General features: G+C 66.6%; 13 protein-coding genes and 1 other RNA gene. 5 read left to right on the plus strand and 9 right to left on the minus strand.

Annotated features, from left to right (window positions below; translation table 11 throughout):
• The first annotated feature begins 416 nt into the window (after nt 1-416).
• From mutS to ACCQ05_RS15090, 4 genes are all read left to right on the plus strand, one after another.
• Nucleotides 417-2,972 carry a DNA mismatch repair protein MutS gene (mutS, locus tag ACCQ05_RS15075; RefSeq protein ID WP_372391239.1) on the plus strand — a complete coding sequence of 852 codons (2,556 nt, stop codon included), beginning with the start codon at nt 417-419 and terminating at the stop codon, nt 2,970-2,972.
• A 330-nt stretch (nt 2,973-3,302) separates the two neighbouring features.
• On the plus strand, nt 3,303-3,896 hold the full coding sequence (locus ACCQ05_RS15080) for a DUF937 domain-containing protein (RefSeq protein ID WP_228962890.1): 594 nt from the start codon (nt 3,303-3,305) through the stop codon (nt 3,894-3,896).
• Between the two features lie 336 nt (nt 3,897-4,232).
• A complete protein-coding gene (gene katG / locus ACCQ05_RS15085) occupies nt 4,233-6,479 on the plus strand; it encodes a catalase/peroxidase HPI (RefSeq protein WP_372391241.1) in 2,247 nt (748 codons plus the stop codon).
• Between the two features lie 61 nt (nt 6,480-6,540).
• Nucleotides 6,541-6,616: non-coding RNA, sX9 sRNA (locus ACCQ05_RS15090), on the plus strand.
• Between the two features lie 106 nt (nt 6,617-6,722).
• On the opposite strand, the gene ACCQ05_RS15095 is transcribed toward ACCQ05_RS15090, so the two are convergent.
• Nucleotides 6,723-7,130, minus strand: coding sequence for an RNA-binding S4 domain-containing protein (locus tag ACCQ05_RS15095; RefSeq protein WP_372391243.1), 408 nt, complete (start codon nt 7,128-7,130; stop codon nt 6,723-6,725).
• A gap of 837 nt (nt 7,131-7,967) precedes the next feature.
• Here ACCQ05_RS15095 and ACCQ05_RS15100 point away from each other — a divergent pair.
• Nucleotides 7,968-9,440: an MATE family efflux transporter gene (locus tag ACCQ05_RS15100; protein WP_372391245.1), complete on the plus strand. Its 1,473-nt coding sequence runs from the start codon at nt 7,968-7,970 to the stop codon at nt 9,438-9,440.
• Nucleotides 9,441-9,619: 179 nt separating this feature from the next.
• Here the strand turns inward: ACCQ05_RS15100 and rplS are convergent, their stop codons facing one another.
• The 8 genes from rplS to ffh all read right to left on the minus strand — a co-directional run bounded on the left by rplS (nt 9,620) and on the right by ffh (nt 16,457).
• Nucleotides 9,620-10,027: a 50S ribosomal protein L19 gene (gene rplS, locus ACCQ05_RS15105; protein ID WP_005989873.1), complete on the minus strand. Its 408-nt coding sequence runs from the start codon at nt 10,025-10,027 to the stop codon at nt 9,620-9,622.
• Between the two features lie 144 nt (nt 10,028-10,171).
• Nucleotides 10,172-10,945 carry a tRNA (guanosine(37)-N1)-methyltransferase TrmD gene (gene trmD, locus ACCQ05_RS15110; protein ID WP_228961720.1) on the minus strand — a complete coding sequence of 258 codons (774 nt, stop codon included), beginning with the start codon at nt 10,943-10,945 and terminating at the stop codon, nt 10,172-10,174.
• Nucleotides 10,946-11,001: 56 nt separating this feature from the next.
• Complete coding sequence (gene rimM / locus ACCQ05_RS15115; RefSeq protein ID WP_372391247.1) at nt 11,002-11,514, minus strand: ribosome maturation factor RimM; 513 nt, start codon at nt 11,512-11,514, stop codon at nt 11,002-11,004.
• A gap of 43 nt (nt 11,515-11,557) precedes the next feature.
• Complete coding sequence (rpsP, locus tag ACCQ05_RS15120; protein WP_029220601.1) at nt 11,558-11,818, minus strand: 30S ribosomal protein S16; 261 nt, start codon at nt 11,816-11,818, stop codon at nt 11,558-11,560.
• 109 nt (nt 11,819-11,927) lie between these two features.
• Nucleotides 11,928-12,725 (minus strand): aminotransferase class IV family protein, encoded by a 798-nt coding sequence (locus tag ACCQ05_RS15125; RefSeq protein WP_372391249.1) that lies wholly within the window; start codon nt 12,723-12,725, stop codon nt 11,928-11,930.
• Nucleotides 12,716-13,792 carry an NAD(P)H-dependent flavin oxidoreductase gene (locus tag ACCQ05_RS15130; protein WP_372391251.1) on the minus strand — a complete coding sequence of 359 codons (1,077 nt, stop codon included), beginning with the start codon at nt 13,790-13,792 and terminating at the stop codon, nt 12,716-12,718. Before ACCQ05_RS15130 ends, ACCQ05_RS15125 begins: the two co-directional genes overlap by 10 nt.
• 258 nt (nt 13,793-14,050) lie before the next feature.
• Nucleotides 14,051-14,974, minus strand: coding sequence for a hypothetical protein (locus tag ACCQ05_RS15135; RefSeq protein ID WP_372391253.1), 924 nt, complete (start codon nt 14,972-14,974; stop codon nt 14,051-14,053).
• Nucleotides 14,975-15,080: 106 nt separating this feature from the next.
• Nucleotides 15,081-16,457 (minus strand): signal recognition particle protein, encoded by a 1,377-nt coding sequence (gene ffh / locus ACCQ05_RS15140; RefSeq protein ID WP_169705450.1) that lies wholly within the window; start codon nt 16,455-16,457, stop codon nt 15,081-15,083.
• Nucleotides 16,458-16,619 lie beyond the last annotated feature (162 nt).

The following is a 16,619-nucleotide window of genomic DNA, read 5'->3' on the forward strand; positions in this document are numbered from 1 at the left end:
CTCAATTTTGACATGCCGTGCAGGGCCTGGCTACCGTCGATGGGCGGCGGGCAGGCGCCGATACGGTGTCGAAATGGCCTTGCCGATGTGCATGCCGTCGGGGCCAACGGGCAACGGCACGACGGCAGCGCACGGATTCGCCGGTGAGTGCGCTTAAACTTGCGTGCGCGCCGACCCGGGGCAGCGGCCGATCCCGTTGCAGACACCTGTGCCATCCCGGCCCCGTACGTGTCGTCGCAGCATCGACCTCACCCCTGTTCAGAGGGTCGTCGCGACAGGCTCGCGCCGAACATCGCGCCACCTCGCCGCACCCGACCCTGATCGACCGCCACATCCCGGAAGAAGATTTCTTGCAAAACACCGACACAAAAGAAAAAACCAGGAACACCGGTGGGGCTGTAGAGCACACCCCGCTGATGAAGCAGTTCTTCGCCGCCAAGTCGGACTACCCCGACCTGCTGCTGTTCTTCCGCATGGGCGATTTCTACGAGCTGTTCTACGACGATGCGCGCAAGGCCGCGCGCCTGCTGGATATCACCCTGACCCAGCGCGGCAGCTCCGGCGGTGCACCGATCCCGATGGCCGGCGTGCCGGTGCACGCGTATGAAGGCTATCTGGCGCGGCTGGTGGCCTTGGGCGAATCGGTGGCGATCTGCGAGCAGATCGGCGATCCGGCGCTGGCCAAGGGACTGGTCGAGCGCAAGGTGGTGCGCATCGTCACCCCCGGCACGGTCACCGACGAGGCGCTGCTGGACGAACGCCGCGACACCCTGCTGATGGCGATCGCGCGCAGCAAGCAGGGCTATGGCCTGGCCTGGGCGGATCTGGCCGGTGGCCGCTTCCTGGTCAACGAAGTGGACAGCGTCGATGCGCTGGAGGCGGAAATCGCCCGCCTGGAGCCGGCCGAGCTGCTGGTACCGGACGAAGACAACTGGCCGGAGTTCCTGCGCAGCCGCACCGGCGCGCGGCGCCGGCCGCCGTGGTTGTTCGATGCCGACAGCGGCCGGCGTCAGCTGCTGGCGTTCTTCAAACTGCACGATCTGTCCGGCTTCGGCATCGACGACAAGCCCTGCGCCACCGCCGCTGCCGGCGCGCTGCTCGGCTACGTGGAAGAAACCCAGAAACAACGCCTGCCGCACCTGACCTCGATCGCGATGGAAGTGGCCGGCGAAGCGATCGCGATGAATGCCGCCACGCGTCGGCATCTGGAGCTGGACACGCGTGTGGATGGCGACACCCGCAATACCTTGCTCGGGGTGCTGGACAGCACGGTCACGCCGATGGGTGGGCGCCTGCTACGGCGTTGGCTGCATCGCCCGCTGCGCCTGCGCGATGTGCTGGTGCAGCGCCATCACGCAGTGGCAAGCCTGATCGATTCCGGCGCCGATGCGGATGTGCGCGAGGCCTTCCGCGCGCTCGGCGATCTGGAACGCATCCTCACCCGCGTGGCGCTGCGCTCGGCGCGACCGCGCGATTTCTCCACCCTGCGCGATGGCCTGGCATTGCTGCCGAAGGTGCGCGCCCTCCTGGCGCCGCTGGATTCGCCGCGCCTGCAGGCCCTGTTCGTCGAACTCGGCGAGCACGATGCCACTGCGCATCTGCTGGTCAGCGCAGTGGCCGAACAGCCACCGCTCAAGCTCAGCGATGGCGGCGTCATCGCACCCGGTTACGACGCCGAGCTGGACGAACTGCGCCGGCTGTCCACCAACGCCGACCAGTTCCTGATCGACCTGGAGCAACGCGAGCGCGCCAGCAGCGGCATCGCCACGCTCAAGGTCGGCTACAACCGCGTGCACGGCTATTACATCGAGATCAGCAAGGGCCAGGCCGACAAGGCGCCGCTGCATTACAGCCGCCGCCAGACCCTGACCAATGCCGAGCGCTACATCACCGAAGAGTTGAAGAGTTTCGAAGACAAGGTGCTGTCGGCGCGCGAGCGCTCGCTGTCGCGCGAAAAACTGCTTTACGAAGGCCTGCTCGATGCGCTGGGCAGCGAACTGGAAGGCCTCAAGCGCTGCGCAGGCGCCCTGAGCGAACTGGATGTGCTGGCCGCCTTCGCCGAGCGCGCACAGGCACTGGACTGGTCGCAGCCGGAACTGGACGACGCGCCCTGCCTGCGCATCGAACGCGGCCGCCACCCGGTGGTGGAAGCGGTGCGCGAGCAACCCTTCGAACCCAACGATCTGGAGTTGCACAGCGAGCGCCGCATGCTGGTGATCACCGGCCCGAACATGGGCGGTAAATCGACCTATATGCGGCAGAACGCGTTGATCGTGCTGCTGGCGCATATCGGCAGCTTCGTGCCGGCCAGCCGCGCGGTCATCGGGCCGATCGACCGCATCCTCACCCGCATCGGTGCCGGCGACGACCTGGCGCGCGGGCAATCCACCTTCATGGTGGAAATGGCCGAGACCAGCTACATCCTGCACCACGCCACTCCGCAGTCGCTGGTGCTGATGGACGAGATCGGCCGCGGCACCTCCACCTACGACGGGCTGGCACTGGCAGACGCGGTCGCGCGCCACCTGGCGCACAGCAATCGCTGCTACACCTTGTTCGCCACGCATTATTTCGAGCTCACTGCGCTGGCCGACGAATCCCACGCCGGCGGCGCCAGCGGCATCGCCAACGTGCACCTGGATGCGGTGGAACACGGCGAGCGGCTGGTGTTCATGCATGCGGTCAAGGATGGCCCGGCCAATCGCAGCTTCGGTCTGCAGGTCGCCGCGCTGGCCGGCCTGCCCAAGGCGGCGGTGACCCAGGCGCGACGTCGGCTGGCCGAGCTGGAGCAGCGCGGTGGCGAAAGCCATAGCGCGCAGATGGCACCGGCGGCACTGGATGCACCGCAGCAGTTCGGGCTGTTCACCGCGCCGTCCTCCGCGGCCCAGGAAGCGCTGCAGGCGCTGGACCCGGACGAGCTCACGCCCAAGCAGGCGCTGGAAGCGCTGTATCGGCTGAAGGCGCTGCTCTGACAGCGGTGCCAGGACCGCACAGCGATCCTGGCAGCCTCGCGCCGTCGGGAACGTGGAAAGGCAGCTCCGGCACGTAGCCACGGCATCGTGCCGCTTCGCACTCGGGCAGGACGTATCCACCACCAGGCACTCCTGGCACGCGGCCGGCGCAGCCCAGCCTGCGGCCAAGCGCGCCGCTCCACCCCAGGGCCCGTGCCCCGACGCGGCACCACGATGCGATCGACCCGGGCAGCGGCGTTGCCAAGCGACACCAGGCAACTCTCCGCCAATTGCCCTGGATGCCGGACGGGAGCACCCTGCCGTAACGCTCGCTCACAGGAAACGATGCCGATGACCCCGTCCGACTCGCTCACCGCGCAACTGCTCGCGCAGCTACAGGGCCCGCACCTGCAACACCTGGCTGGGCGCCTGGGCATCGCGCCCGACCAGGCGCAATCGGCGGTGCAGACCGCGCTGCCGCTGTTGATGGGCGCCCTGGGCCGCAACAGCCAGCAGGCCGGTGGCAGCGATGCCTTGCTGGGTGCACTGCAGCGCGACCATGCCGGCAGCCCCGACATCGGCAGCCTGGTCGGCTCGCTGCTGGGCGGCACCGCCAGCGGCGCGCAGGCCAACGGCGCCGGCATCGTTGGCCATGTATTCGGAGCCAAGGCAGCGCAGGCGGCCGCCGGCCTGGAATCCGGCAAAGCCAGTCAATTGCTGCAACTGCTCGCCCCCATCGTGATGGCGTACCTGGCCAAGCGCTTCGTCGGCGGCGGTGCGGCGGCCGGCAGCCAGCTGGGGCCCGCGCTGGCGCAGGAACAGCAGCACGTCAACAGCGGCGGCGCGGGCGGCCTGCTGAGCCGCGTGCTGGATCAGGACGGCGACGGGCAGTTGGGTCTGGGCGATGTCATGCAGCTGGGCGGACGTCTGTTCGGCAAACGTTGAGCGCTCTGCCGCTCCGGCACCGGCGTGCTATCCATAGCAACGCGCTATCGATACGTTTGAATCATTCGAATTCAATAAGCGATCAGCGCTCTTTATGGTGTCTCAACGCTTCCAGAAAATGTGTCCGCTCGATGCAGCCTCTCAGCCCATTTCGATCTCCCCACTGTTCCGGCGGCTGCAGCCACCCGCTAGCATCGGCAGGACCCGTGGAGCTCCCCGCGCTCGCTGTTTCATCGATAACCATGCACTGAGCCTTGCCCGCCACTTCGATCCCCCAGCACGTGCCGGCCGTTCGGCACGCCGCTCCCCAAGTGCCCACGCACACAGGTAACCGCCATGACAACCGAAGCAAAGTGCCCGTTCAACCACGCCGTCGTCGGGACCGGAACCACCAACCGCGACTGGTGGCCGAACCAGCTGCGCGTGGATCTGCTGAGCCAGCATTCGAGCAAGTCCAATCCGCTGGGCGAGACCTTCAACTACGCCGAGGCGTTCAAGCGCATCGACCTGCAGGCGCTCAAGCAGGACCTGCGCGCGCTGATGACCGATTCGCAGGACTGGTGGCCGGCCGACTTCGGCCATTACGGCCCTCTGTTTGTGCGCATGGCCTGGCATAGTGCCGGCACCTACCGTATCGGCGACGGGCGCGGCGGCGGCGGCCGTGGGCAGCAGCGTTTCGCGCCGCTCAACAGCTGGCCGGACAACGTCAGCCTGGACAAGGCGCGCCGGCTGCTGTGGCCGATCAAGCAGAAGTATGGCCAGGCCATCTCCTGGGCCGACCTGATGATCCTCACCGGCAACGTCGCGCTGGAATCGATGGGCTTCAAGACCTTCGGCTTCGCCGGCGGCCGCGAAGACACCTGGGAACCGGATCAGGATCTGTACTGGGGCCGGGAGACCAAGTGGCTGGGCGGCGACGACCGCTATTCGCGCGGCTCGCCCGGCGTGGACGAAGCGCACGGCGTGCTGGTGAAGGACGACGACAGCGAAGTACCGCACACCCGCGATCTGGAGAACCCGCTGGCCGCCGTGCAGATGGGCCTGATCTACGTCAACCCGGAAGGCCCGGACGGCAAGCCGGACCCGGTGGCCGCCGCGCGCGACATCCGCGACACCTTCGCGCGCATGGCGATGAACGACGAAGAGACCGTGGCGCTGATCGCCGGTGGCCACACCTTCGGCAAGACCCACGGCGCCGGCCCGGCCGATAACGTCGGCGCCGAGCCCGAAGCCGGCGAGCTGGAAAGCCAGGGCCTGGGCTGGCACAACCGCTACGGCAGCGGCAAGGGCGCCGACACCATCACCAGCGGCCTGGAAGTGACCTGGACCACCACGCCGGCGCAGTGGAGCAACGACTTCTTCGACCACCTGTTCACCTTCGACTGGGAACTGAGCAAGAGCCCGGCCGGAGCGCACCAGTGGGTGGCCAAGAACGCCGACGCCATCATTCCCGATGCGCACGATGCCTCCAGGAAGCATCGCCCCACCATGCTGACCACCGACCTGGCGCTGCGCTTCGACCCGGCGTACGAGGCGATCTCGCGCCGCTTCCATCAGCACCCGGAGCAGTTCGCCGATGCCTTCGCGCGCGCCTGGTTCAAGCTCACCCACCGCGACATGGGCCCGCGCTCGCGCTATCTGGGCCCGGACGTGCCGTCGGAGGAGCTGCTGTGGCAGGACCCGGTGCCGGCCGTCGACCACCCATTGGTCGATGCACAGGACGCTGCGGCCCTCAAGCAGACCATCCTGGCCTCGGGCCTGAGCGTGGCGCAGCTTGTCTCGACCGCCTGGGCCTCGGCGTCCACCTTTCGCGGCTCGGACAGGCGCGGCGGTGCCAACGGCGCGCGCATCCGCCTGGCGCCGCAGAAGGACTGGCAGGCCAACCAGCCCGAGCAGCTGGCCACCGTGCTGGCCACGCTTGAGCGCATCCAGGCCGACTTCAATACCGCGCAGTCGGATGGAAAGAAGATTTCGCTGGCCGACCTGATCGTGCTGGCCGGTAACGCGGCGGTGGAGCAGGCTGCGCAGGCAGCGGGCCAGCAGGTGACCGTGCCGTTCGCCCCTGGCCGCACCGACGCCTCGCAGGAACAGACCGATGTCGAATCGTTCGCGGTGCTGGAACCGGTGGCCGATGGCTTCCGCAACTTCGCCAAGCGCCGCTACGCGGTGCCGGCCGAAGCGCTGCTCATCGACAAGGCACAGCTGCTGACCCTGACCGCGCCGGAGCTAACCGTGCTGGTCGGTGGCCTTCGCGTGCTGGGGGCGAACGCCGATGGCTCCACCCATGGCGTGTTCACCAGCCGTCCCGGCGTGCTGAGCAACGACTTCTTCGCCAACCTGCTCGACATGCGGACCGAGTGGACGGCTACCTCCGACACCAAGGAGCTGTACGCAGGCCGCGACCGCAGCACCGGCGAGCAGCGCTGGACCGGCACGCGGGTGGACCTGGTGTTCGGCTCCAACTCCATCCTGCGCGCAGTCGCCGAGGTCTATGCCAGCGCCGATGCGCAGGAGAAGTTCGTGCAGGACTTCGTCGCCGCCTGGACCAAGGTGATGCAGCTGGACCGTTTCGATCTGGCCTAAGAGCAGCTAGCAAAACGACTGCGCGGCCGCCAGGCGGGCGCGGTCGGTGCTCGGAATCGGCATGTACCACTCGTACACTGCGGTTCCTCCGCGCCGTCCGCACCCACCTGACGACCGCTCGCTACGTTTTGTTAGCCGCTCTAAGTCGCTGGATCGTTCGTCGATCCGGGCCGCACGGCTGCTGCGATACACACGCCCCGGGCCACCGGGGCGTCTTGTTTGCGTTCGATTCGGCCGCCAGGACTACAAGGCGTCGATATCGCCCAAGGCATTGATCAACCGGCGTGCGCGCTTGTCGGGCTTGCTCTCCGGCGCCCGGTAGCCGGTGCGCTCGGCGGCGCGCTGCAACCGCCACTGCGCGCGCGCCTCACGCGATGGCTCGCTCTCCACGTACAAGGCCTGCGCCACCGGCGCCGGCCTGCGGACATCGCTAAGCCCGGCCACCGTGATCTCGAAGATTTCGCCACCACGGTCGATGCGCAGTCGCTCGCCGCGGCGCAGGCTGCGCGAGGGCTTGGGGCGCTGGCCGCCCACGTCCACCTTGCCGGTGTCCACCGCGTTCTTGGCCAGGCTGCGTGTCTTGAAAAAGCGTGCGGCCCACAGCCACACATCCAGCCTGACCGTCGTGCCCTGTTCCAGCTCCGGATTCATGCGCCGTGTTGTCTCGCTCTGTCAGGTAACCGATGTTTGGGCAGCCATCGGGAACTCAAGCTGGGCCGTCGATGCGGTCGTGGTGGTCGGGAACCCAGCGCGATGGTCGGCACTGCCCCCATCCGCCCTGCGGGCACCTTCCCCCGCAGGCGGGGGAAGAAAGCGCGAAGCGCCGGATGAGGGAACGCCCGCCCATGCCCATCGCCGACCGAACAAGCACCCGCCAGCCCCGCCCTTCTCCCGCCCGCGGGAAAAGGTGGCGCGCAGCGCCGGATAAGGGAACGCCTGCCCATGCCCATCGCCGATCGAACAAACACCCGCCAGCCCCGCCCTTCTCCCGCCCGCGGGAGAAGGTGGCGCGCAGCGCCGGATGAGGGAACGCCCGCCCATGCCCATCGCCGACCGAACAAGTACCCGCCAGCCCCACCCTTCTCCCGCCCGCGGGAGAAGGTGGCGCGCAGCGCCGGATGAGGGAACGCGCGCCCATGCCCATCGCCGACCGAACAAACACCCGCCAACGCTCCCTTCTCCCGCCCGCGGGAGAAGGTGGCGCGAAGCGCCGGATGAGGGAACGCGCGCCCATGCCCATCGCCGACCGAACAAGCACCCGCCAACGCGCCCTTCTCCCGCAGGCGGGAGAAGGTGGCGCGAAGCGCCGGATGAGGGACACGGCCCGGCCTCGACCGAAAGAGTCAGCGCACCGTCCCCGAAGGCTGCATCGCTACTGTCGAATATGGAACCTGCCTCGAAACAAGATACGCAGCGCAAGCGGATGACTGCATTGGCTCTCATCCAGCAATGCTAGTGTGCGCAACTTCTGCGCGACGATGCCAAGCGATGCCCAACTCCGCTGTCCTGACCGAAGGCCCGATCGGCAAGAACCTACTGTTGTTCGCGTTGCCGATCATGGCCGGCAATATCGCCCAGTCGCTCAACGGCTCGGTCAACGCGATCTGGATCGGCCGCTATCTTGGCGAGGAAGCGCTGACCGCCGCAGCCAACGCCAACAGCATCATGTTCTTCCTGATCGGTTCGGTGTTCGGTATCGGCATGGCATCCACCATCCTGATCGGCCAGGCCATGGGCGCGCGCGACATCGCCCAGGCGCGCAAGGTGATGGGCACCAGCGCGAGTTTCTTCGGCGGGCTGTCGGCCGTGATCGCCATCCTCGGCTGGTTCCTGGCACCGCATCTGCTCACCGCGATGGGCACGCCGGCCGCTTCGCAACAACTGGCCGAAGCGTATCTGCGGGTGATCTTCCTGGCGATGCCCACGCTGTATCTGTTCGCGTTCCTGTCCGCAGCCCTGCGCGGCACCGGCGATGCGCGCACGCCGTTCCGTTTCCTGCTGCTGTCGGTGCTGCTGGATATCGTGTTCAACCCGCTGCTGCTGTTCGGCATCGGGCCGTTTCCGGCGCTGGGCATCGCCGGTGCAGCCTGGGCCACGCTGATCGCGCAGGTGGTGGCGCTGGTCGGGCTGTTGGTGTATCTGCGCCGGAAGCGCCACATCCTGTGGCTGGGGCGGCGCGACCTGCACCTGTTCCGCATCGACCCCGCCATCCTGCGTGCGCTCATCGTCAAGGGCGTGCCGATGGGGCTGCAGATGGTGATGATCTCGCTGGCGATGATCGCGATGCTGTCGTTGGTCAACGGCTTCGGCACCGACACCGCTGCCGCCTATGGCGCGGCGCTGCAGCTGTGGAATTACGTGCAGATGCCGGCGATGGCGGTGGGCGCAGCCTGCTCGTCGATGGCCGCGCAGAACGTGGGCGCCGGCCTGTGGGCGCGCGTGGACGCCACCGCCCGCACCGGGATCGCCGCCAACTTCCTGATGACCGGCCTGCTGATCGCACCGCTGATCCTGTTCGACCGCTGGACCCTGGCGTTGTTCCTGCCCGAGGGCAGCGCCACCCTGGAGATCGCGCGCCATCTCAACCACATCGCCATCTGGTCGTTCCTGCTGTTCGGAGTGAGCTTTGTGGTATCGGGCGTGGTACGCGCCACCGGTGCGGTGATCCCACCGCTGTTGATCCTGGCGTTTTCGCTATGGGGCGTGCGGGTACCGCTGGCCAATGCGCTGTTGCCGCACCTGGGCGCCGATGCGGTGTGGTGGAGCTTCCCCATCAGTTCCACCTGCTCGATGCTGCTGTCGCTGGCGTATTACCGCTGGGGCGGCTGGCGAACGGCACGCATGCTGGCGACGCCGGCCAATCCTTCCGAGCTGGCCGCCGCGGCGGAAGTGCCCGCTCATCCGGCCTCGCCGGTGGCGGATACGGCGCCGATACAGGCGCCGCCGCAACCGCCGCGTTGATCATGCCTGCGACCGCAGGCGCACCCCGCTACACGGTGCCGGGCAGCTTCCCAGTACAACGCTGCATCGACACGCCCGGTGCGAATTGGTACGACGTTCGCTGAGCCACAAACGCAAACGGCCGCCCCGAGGGCGGCCGTCTGACAGCTGCAGGCACGAGGACCTGGCAGCGATATGGCTTACTCGGCCTTGGCAGCAGCCTGGCGAGCGGCCTTGGCCTGCGCAGCGGCGGCCAGATCTTCCTTGATGCGGGCAGCCTTGCCTTCCAGGCCACGCAGGTAGTACAGCTTGCCGGCGCGGACCTTACCGCGGCGCTTCACTTCGACCGAGTCGATGATGGCGCTGTGGGTCTGGAACACGCGCTCGACGCCGAAACCGTGCGAGATCTTGCGCACGGTGAAAGCGGAGTTCAGGCCGGCATTCTTGGTACCGATCACCACGCCCTCATAGGCCTGCACGCGCTCGCGGTTGCCTTCCTTCACCTTGACGTTCACCACAACGGTGTCGCCCTGGTTGAATTCCGGCAGCTTGCGCTGGATCTGGGCGGCTTCGAAGTCAGCCAGGATGGTCTTGTTGAGTTTGCTCATGGTGGGCACCGCGTGTCTGGTGATATTGGACCGGCAGTCGCCGCACGGCGATTGCTCGAGGTTCGTAGGAGGGCCAGACGCAAGGCTGGCCAGCAAGCCGCATATTGTACCCCAATCGAATCTTCAAGGGCTAGGGGTGCGCCCTTATTTCTTGTCGCCGGGCTTGTCGTCGCCTGGGTCGAGTTCGCGGCGAAACTCTTCCAGCAACCGACGATCGTGCTTGTCCAATCCGGCCTCGTCCAGCAGGTCCGGGCGACGCAGCCAAGTCCGGCCCAGCGACTGCTGCCGCCGCCAGCGCGCGATGGCGCCGTGGTTGCCCGACCGCAGCACCTCGGGAACGTCACCCCAGGCATGGGTCGCCGGATGGCTGTAGTGCGGGCAGTCCAGCAGGCCCTGTGGCCCTTCGAAACTGTCCTGCGCGGCGGATTCGGCGTCGTTCAACACGCCGTCCTGCAACCGCGTCACCACGTCCACCAGCACCGCCGCGCCCAGCTCGCCACCGGACAGCACGTAGTCGCCGATGGAGATTTCCATGTCCACCGCCTGATCGAGGAAGCGCTCGTCCACGCCCTCGTAGCGGCCGCACAGCAGCACCATGCGCGGCAGCCGCGCCAGCTCGCGGGCGAGCGCTTGGGTGAGCGGCCGCCCCTGCGGGCTGAGGTAGATCACCGGTGCCGGGCGCGTGTCAGCGGCTTGCGCCGCTTCCAGGCAGGCCCGCAACGGCTCGATCAGCATCACCATGCCCGGGCCGCCGCCGAACGGACGGTCGTCCACCCGGCGGTAGTTGCCCTGCGCATGATCGCGCGGATTCCAGCCCTGCAGTTCCAGCAATCCGCGCTCCTGCGCCCGCCCGACCACGCCGAACGCCGCGCATTGCGCGATGAACTCGGGAAACAGGCTGATGACGTCGATGCGCACTGGCAGGGATTCGGGAATCGGGAATGGGAAGGCAAGAGCGAAGCGGATGGCTTCGCTCAGAAATCCGGGTCCCAGTCGACCACGATCCGGTTGGCCTCGAAATCCACCGACTTGACGTAGTCCGGCAACACGAACGGAATCATCCGCTCGCGATCGCCGCGCACCACCACCACGTCGTTGGAGCCGGTGGAGAACAGGTGCGAGACCGTGCCGAGGCTGACCCCTTCGACGGTTTCTACCTGCAGGCCTTCCAGATCCACCCAGTAATACTCATCGGGCTTGGGCGGCGGCAACGCACTGCGGGGAACAAAGATCTCGGTCCCGTGCATGGCTTCGACGGTGTCGCGGTCGCTGATATCGGGGAACACCGCAATCAGATTCTTGCCCTGATCGCGTCCACGCACACCGCTGAGCATCGATTCCTGGCCCGATGGCGAGCGCACGATCCACGGCTGGTACCGGAAGATCGCGATGCGCGGCTCGGTCCAGGATTCGAGCTTGAGCTCGCCCTTGACACCAAAAGCGCCGACTATCCTGCCTAACAGGATGCGGCGCTCGGTCGGCTTCATCTGGGTCGACTCTGGGCCGGGCAGCGAGGCCTGGCCCTCAAGATCAGGCCGCAGCGGCCTGGGACTTGGACGCTTCGCGATACAGGTTGCGCACCTTGTCGGTGAGCTGTGCACCGTTGCCAACCCAATGGTCGACACGGGCGATATCGAGCACGATGCGCGGTTCGGCGCCCTGCGCCACCGGGTTGTAGTAACCCAGACGCTCGATGTTGCGGCCGTCGCGCGCGCTGCGCACGTCGGTCACGATGATGTGGTAGAACGGACGCTTCTTGGCGCCGCCGCGGGTCAGTCGAATCTTGACCATGGTGTCGTTTTCCTAAGTTGCCCAGTCGCCAGAGTGGCGCGGTAAGCCGGAGATTATAGCCGGCCGCGCCAGCGAAGCCAAGCCACCCCGCGCAACTGCGCCGGATCGCTCAGATCGCTTGCCAGGCATGGGTTTGCAGGGCCCGCTCCAGTAGCGGCAGCTGCGCGGCATGCGGCGCCCAGCGGGCCGGCCCGAGCGCAACGATGGCCTGCTGCCCGCGTGCGTTGCAGGCGAATGCGCCATCGAAACGCTCCAGCTCGCCCAGCTCCACCGGCCGGCTCACCTGGGCGATGCCCAGCGCCGTCAGTCCCGCCTGCAGCAGCTGTTGCCGCGTGCCCAGCAGCACCGGCCCCTGCGGCCACACCACTCCACCGCGCTCCCACAGCCCCAGATTCCAGAACGCCCCCTCCAGCACCCTGCCCTGCCGATCGTGCAGCACCACATCGTCATGGCCGGCCTGCATGGCCAGCCGGCGCAGGTGCAGCAGCGGAAAGGTGCCGACATGCTTGAGTTCCGGCCGTTCGCGCACGTACTCGGCGAGCTGCGCGCGCAGCCCGGTCTCGGGCATGTCCGCAGGTGGCGACAGCGCGACCAGCACCTCCAGCGCGACCTCGCGCAAGGGGTTGCGAAAATCGTAATCGGGCGCGAACACCGTGACGCGCAGACTGGCATCGGCCATGGCCGACGCGGCCAGCGCGGCACGCAGGTGCGCGCGCAGCTGCTGCGGCTCCAGCGCCTGGCCGAACAGCGCGCGACTGCCGTCCTGCAGGCGCTGCAGGTGCAGATCCAGCCCCAGCGCGGCGCCGTTGCGGACCTGCAACGTGGTGAAGTGGCCGTAGTTGATGAGCGCCGCGGCGCCGAGTTGCTGCGCGCTGGCCGGTGCGCCGTTGCAGAAGATCAGCGACATAACAGGGCCTGCGCCCGCTCCCACCACTGCGTGACCAGGTCGCCGGCCGGTTGCGCAGGCGCCATCCAGGCCGACTGCCCGGCCCAGGCCTGCATCGCATCCAGGCGGTTGTCGCGCGCGGCGGCCTGGCGCATCGGTGCAGTCAGCGCGCGCTGCACCGGATACGGTGCCGGCGGCGGTGCATCCGCCGCGCTGGCGGCCCGCACGTAAGGCGTTGCCAGCGCGCGGCCGAGTCGTCCGGAAAATGCGCGGGTGGGCTGGGTCTGCTCGGGTTCGGACGTGGCCAGCGCGTCGGCCCAGGCGCCGGGCAGTGCCGCTTCGGGCGTGCGCAGCAGGCCGGTGCCGATCTGCACGGCACTGGCGCCGAGCAGCAGCGCCGCGGCGATCCCGCGCGCATCGGCGATGCCGCCGGCGGCGATGACCGGGACGTCCAGGTGATCGACCAGGCGCGGCAACAACGCAAACAAGCCGGTCATCTGGCGCTCGGCCTGGACGGCATCGAACGCGCCGCGATGGCCGCCGGCTTCCGCGCCCTGCGCAACCACCGCATCGGCGCCGGCGTCCTGCGCCGCACGCGCCTCCTGCAAGGTCGTGGCGCAGGCGAACCAGGCGATGCCGGACGCCTTCAGTCGCGCCACCTGATCGGGACGGAACACGCCCATGATCGAGGAGGCCACCGTCGGGCGTGCGGCGAGCAAGGCCTCGAACTGTGCATCGAAGTCGGCCGGCCCAGCGTCGTCCGCCGATTCGGGCACCGACGGCCCCCATTGCGCGAGAAACGCACGCCCACGCGCCTCGGCTTTCGCATCGCGCGCGGGCGCCGGACCGGGAATCCAGAGATTGACCTGCGCAGGCCCGTCACCAGCCTGCCGGAAGGCCTGCATCCACGCCACGATGTCCTGCGGCTGCGACAACACCGCCCCCATCGCCCCCATGCCGCCGGCATTGGCAACCGCCACCGACAACGGCACCGGGCAGGCGCCGGCCATTGGACTGAGCAGGATCGGCAGGCGCAGACCGAAGCGCTCGCAAAAAGCGGCACCGTGACTTGAGTTCGAACGATTCATCGTCACTCTGAAACATTACGACCGAGTCCCAGTATGCATTGAGACATCAAACCATGCGCACCGTCTTTCGTTATGCCTCAGGCATCACCCCCAATGAATTGGTCATCCAACTTACCAAACAGCGAGGCAACGATACGCCCAACAGCTCATGCCTGACACACCAATTAAAAATCACGCATTGAGAGATTAAGAATGACGCACTGAAAGACGGGACAGACTCACAAGGTTGGCCCGCGTGTCACGGGCCAACCTTGCTGACTAGATACCGAAGCGGATCGTTCCACGTAACGGCGCAGTCCCACAATACTGCTCAAACTCAGCATGCAACTTGACTACATTACCCTCGACATCTTTTTCGATAGCACGCACATTCAGCGTACCGCTATTCTCGTTGCATCCTCGTCCATTGCCGGCGAAATCCAAGCCGGCATGAGTACGATCCCCAAAACGATTTGTAGAATAACGGCCAGGCACCAACGCCTTCCCCACTGGTGCGACTATGCTTGCAGACCAGTCATCACGTTGGCCTGACGCGTAATATTGAAGGCGCGAAGTTGTTCCGCTAAGCACGAAGATGCTGGTGTCGTTGTAATACATCTTCCCGACGCCACCACCAATGTAATCACCAACACCACTGGTAAGCTTCAAAGATAATGGCGGAGCATTGTAGCTAATGACACCAGCGAGCGCCGGTGCCTTACTACCATCGCATCGCTGCAAGAACGTCGCCTCTAACTTATCCACATTCCCAGCGACGTCAAACGAAATCTGCCTGATCGTGAATTTCCCCCATACCTCATTGCATCCCCGCCCGGTACTGGAGGCATCAAGGCCAGGCGAACGTCCCGTCTTAAATGCTGACCGCTCTGCGCTCCCATATATTCCCGGAGCCAGAACGCCACCGACCGGAGCACTCATCCGTATAAACCAAGATTCGCCCGAAGTGGCATTTACAGTAAATGTAAGCCGGTCTTCGGTACCTCGCAGGCCGAAGGCCGCGTTGGCATCCGTCAAAACGGCGGACTTGCCTTGGCCAATGAAATCATTTGCGTTACTGGAATAAGAAAATATGGATGCCGCACTACAGGTAACCACTAGCCCGACACCAGCAAGACCGATCGCAAACTTGCAGAAAAATCCTTTAAATCCTTGCATGAATCCTCCGATGATTAGGTTGCTCATCCACGAGCAAGCTCGCCCGTCCGCGGGCGCGCAATCCTAACATTGAAGCGATTTCAATACTCAACAGATGATGCGACCAAGCGGACGCATCAACACACCACTGTACTCAGCGGAACGGCATGCCGCCGCGGCCACCCATCGCACCCATCATGCCCTTCATGTTGCGCATCAGGCCCTTCATGCCGCCGCCGGCCAGCTTGCCCATCATCTTTTCCATCTGCTGGTACTGCTTCATCAGCTTGTTGACGTCGGCCGGCTGCATGCCCGAGCCGCGTGCGATGCGGGCGCGGCGCGAGCCGTTGAGCAACGCCGGATTGCGGCGCTCCTTCTTGGTCATCGAGTTGATGATGGCGATCATGCGCGGCACTTCCTTGCCGGTGACCTGCTGCTTGACGTTGTCCGGGATCTGGCCCATGCCCGGCAGCTTGTCCATCAGCCCATGGATGCCGCCCATGTTCTGCATCTGCTCAAGCTGTTCCTTCATGTCGTTGAGGTCGAACTTCTTGCCCTTGGCGACCTTGGCGGCGAGCTTGGCGGCCTTTTCCTGGTCGACGCTGTGCTCGACCTGCTCCACCAGCGACAGCACATCGCCCATGTCCAGGATACGGCTGGCGACGCGGTCGGGATGGAACACGTCCAGGCCGTCGGTCTTTTCGCCGGTACCGACGAACTTGATCGGCTTACCGGTGATGTAGCGCACGCTCAGCGCCGCGCCGCCGCGGGCATCGCCGTCGGTCTTGGTCAGCACCACGCCGGTCAGCGGCAGCGCCTCGCCGAACGCCTTGGCGGTGTTGGCCGCGTCCTGGCCGGTCATCGCATCGACCACGAACAGGGTCTCGGTGGGATTGACCGCAGCGTGCAGCGCCTTGATCTCGTCCATCATCGCCTGATCGATGGCCAGGCGACCGGCGGTATCGACCAGCAGCACGTCGACGAAGGACTTGCGCGCATCGCTGATGGCCGCGCGCACGATGTCGACCGGCTTCTGCGACGCATCGGAGGCAAAGAACAACACGCCGACCTGTTCGGCCAGGGTCTTTAGCTGCTCAATCGCGGCCGGGCGGTAGACGTCGGCCGAGACCACCATGACCTTCTTCTTGCGCTTTTCCTTCAGGTGCTTGGCGAGCTTGCCCACGGTGGTGGTCTTGCCCGCGCCCTGCAGGCCGGCCATCAGCACGATGGCCGGAGCCGGCACGTTGAGATTGAGATCCGTGGCGGCCGCACCCATCACGGCGGTGAGCTCGTCGCGCACCACCTTGATCAGGGCCTGGCCCGGAGTCAGCGACTTGAGCACTTCCTGGCCCACCGCACGCACCTTGATGCGCTCGATCAGCGCCTGCACCACCGGCAGCGCGACGTCGGCCTCCAGCAGCGCGATGCGCACTTCGCGGGTGGCTTCGCGGATGTTCTCCTCGGTCAGGCGGCCGCGGCCGCGCAGGCGCTCCATGGTGCCGGAGAGACGTTGGGTAAGGGACTCGAACATGCGCAAGGGACCGCGAAGGGGAAACGGGCGTCGATTATAGCGGCACCGGCCAACGCCCAGCCCCAACCCCAACCGGCCCGTCCCCTGCCTGGCAGCACCGTCCCGAGGGAGGAACTCCGCGAACGCGCGGCGGTGCGGACACCAGCACAACGGGCCCGCAAA

The organism is Xanthomonas sp. NCPPB 3582, from assembly GCF_041475735.2.
Lineage (GTDB): Bacteria > Pseudomonadota > Gammaproteobacteria > Xanthomonadales > Xanthomonadaceae > Xanthomonas > Xanthomonas codiaei.

Excerpts from the sequence above, each read along its gene's own strand:
- katG (WP_372391241.1), top strand. The coding sequence starts at position 4,233 with ATGACAACCGAAGCAAAGTGCCCGTTCAACCACGCCGTCGTCGGGACC.
- rplS (WP_005989873.1), bottom strand. The coding sequence starts at position 10,027 with ATGAGCAAACTCAACAAGACCATCCTGGCTGACTTCGAAGCCGCCCAG.
- ACCQ05_RS15100 (WP_372391245.1), top strand. The coding sequence starts at position 7,968 with ATGCCCAACTCCGCTGTCCTGACCGAAGGCCCGATCGGCAAGAACCTA.
- ACCQ05_RS15130 (WP_372391251.1), bottom strand. The coding sequence starts at position 13,792 with ATGAATCGTTCGAACTCAAGTCACGGTGCCGCTTTTTGCGAGCGCTTC.
- ACCQ05_RS15080 (WP_228962890.1), top strand. The coding sequence starts at position 3,303 with ATGACCCCGTCCGACTCGCTCACCGCGCAACTGCTCGCGCAGCTACAG.
- rimM (WP_372391247.1), bottom strand. The coding sequence starts at position 11,514 with ATGAAGCCGACCGAGCGCCGCATCCTGTTAGGCAGGATAGTCGGCGCT.
- ACCQ05_RS15095 (WP_372391243.1), bottom strand. The coding sequence starts at position 7,130 with ATGAATCCGGAGCTGGAACAGGGCACGACGGTCAGGCTGGATGTGTGG.
- mutS (WP_372391239.1), top strand. The coding sequence starts at position 417 with ATGAAGCAGTTCTTCGCCGCCAAGTCGGACTACCCCGACCTGCTGCTG.
- ACCQ05_RS15135 (WP_372391253.1), bottom strand. The coding sequence starts at position 14,974 with ATGAGCAACCTAATCATCGGAGGATTCATGCAAGGATTTAAAGGATTT.
- ACCQ05_RS15125 (WP_372391249.1), bottom strand. The coding sequence starts at position 12,725 with ATGTCGCTGATCTTCTGCAACGGCGCACCGGCCAGCGCGCAGCAACTC.
- ffh (WP_169705450.1), bottom strand. The coding sequence starts at position 16,457 with ATGTTCGAGTCCCTTACCCAACGTCTCTCCGGCACCATGGAGCGCCTG.
- rpsP (WP_029220601.1), bottom strand. The coding sequence starts at position 11,818 with ATGGTCAAGATTCGACTGACCCGCGGCGGCGCCAAGAAGCGTCCGTTC.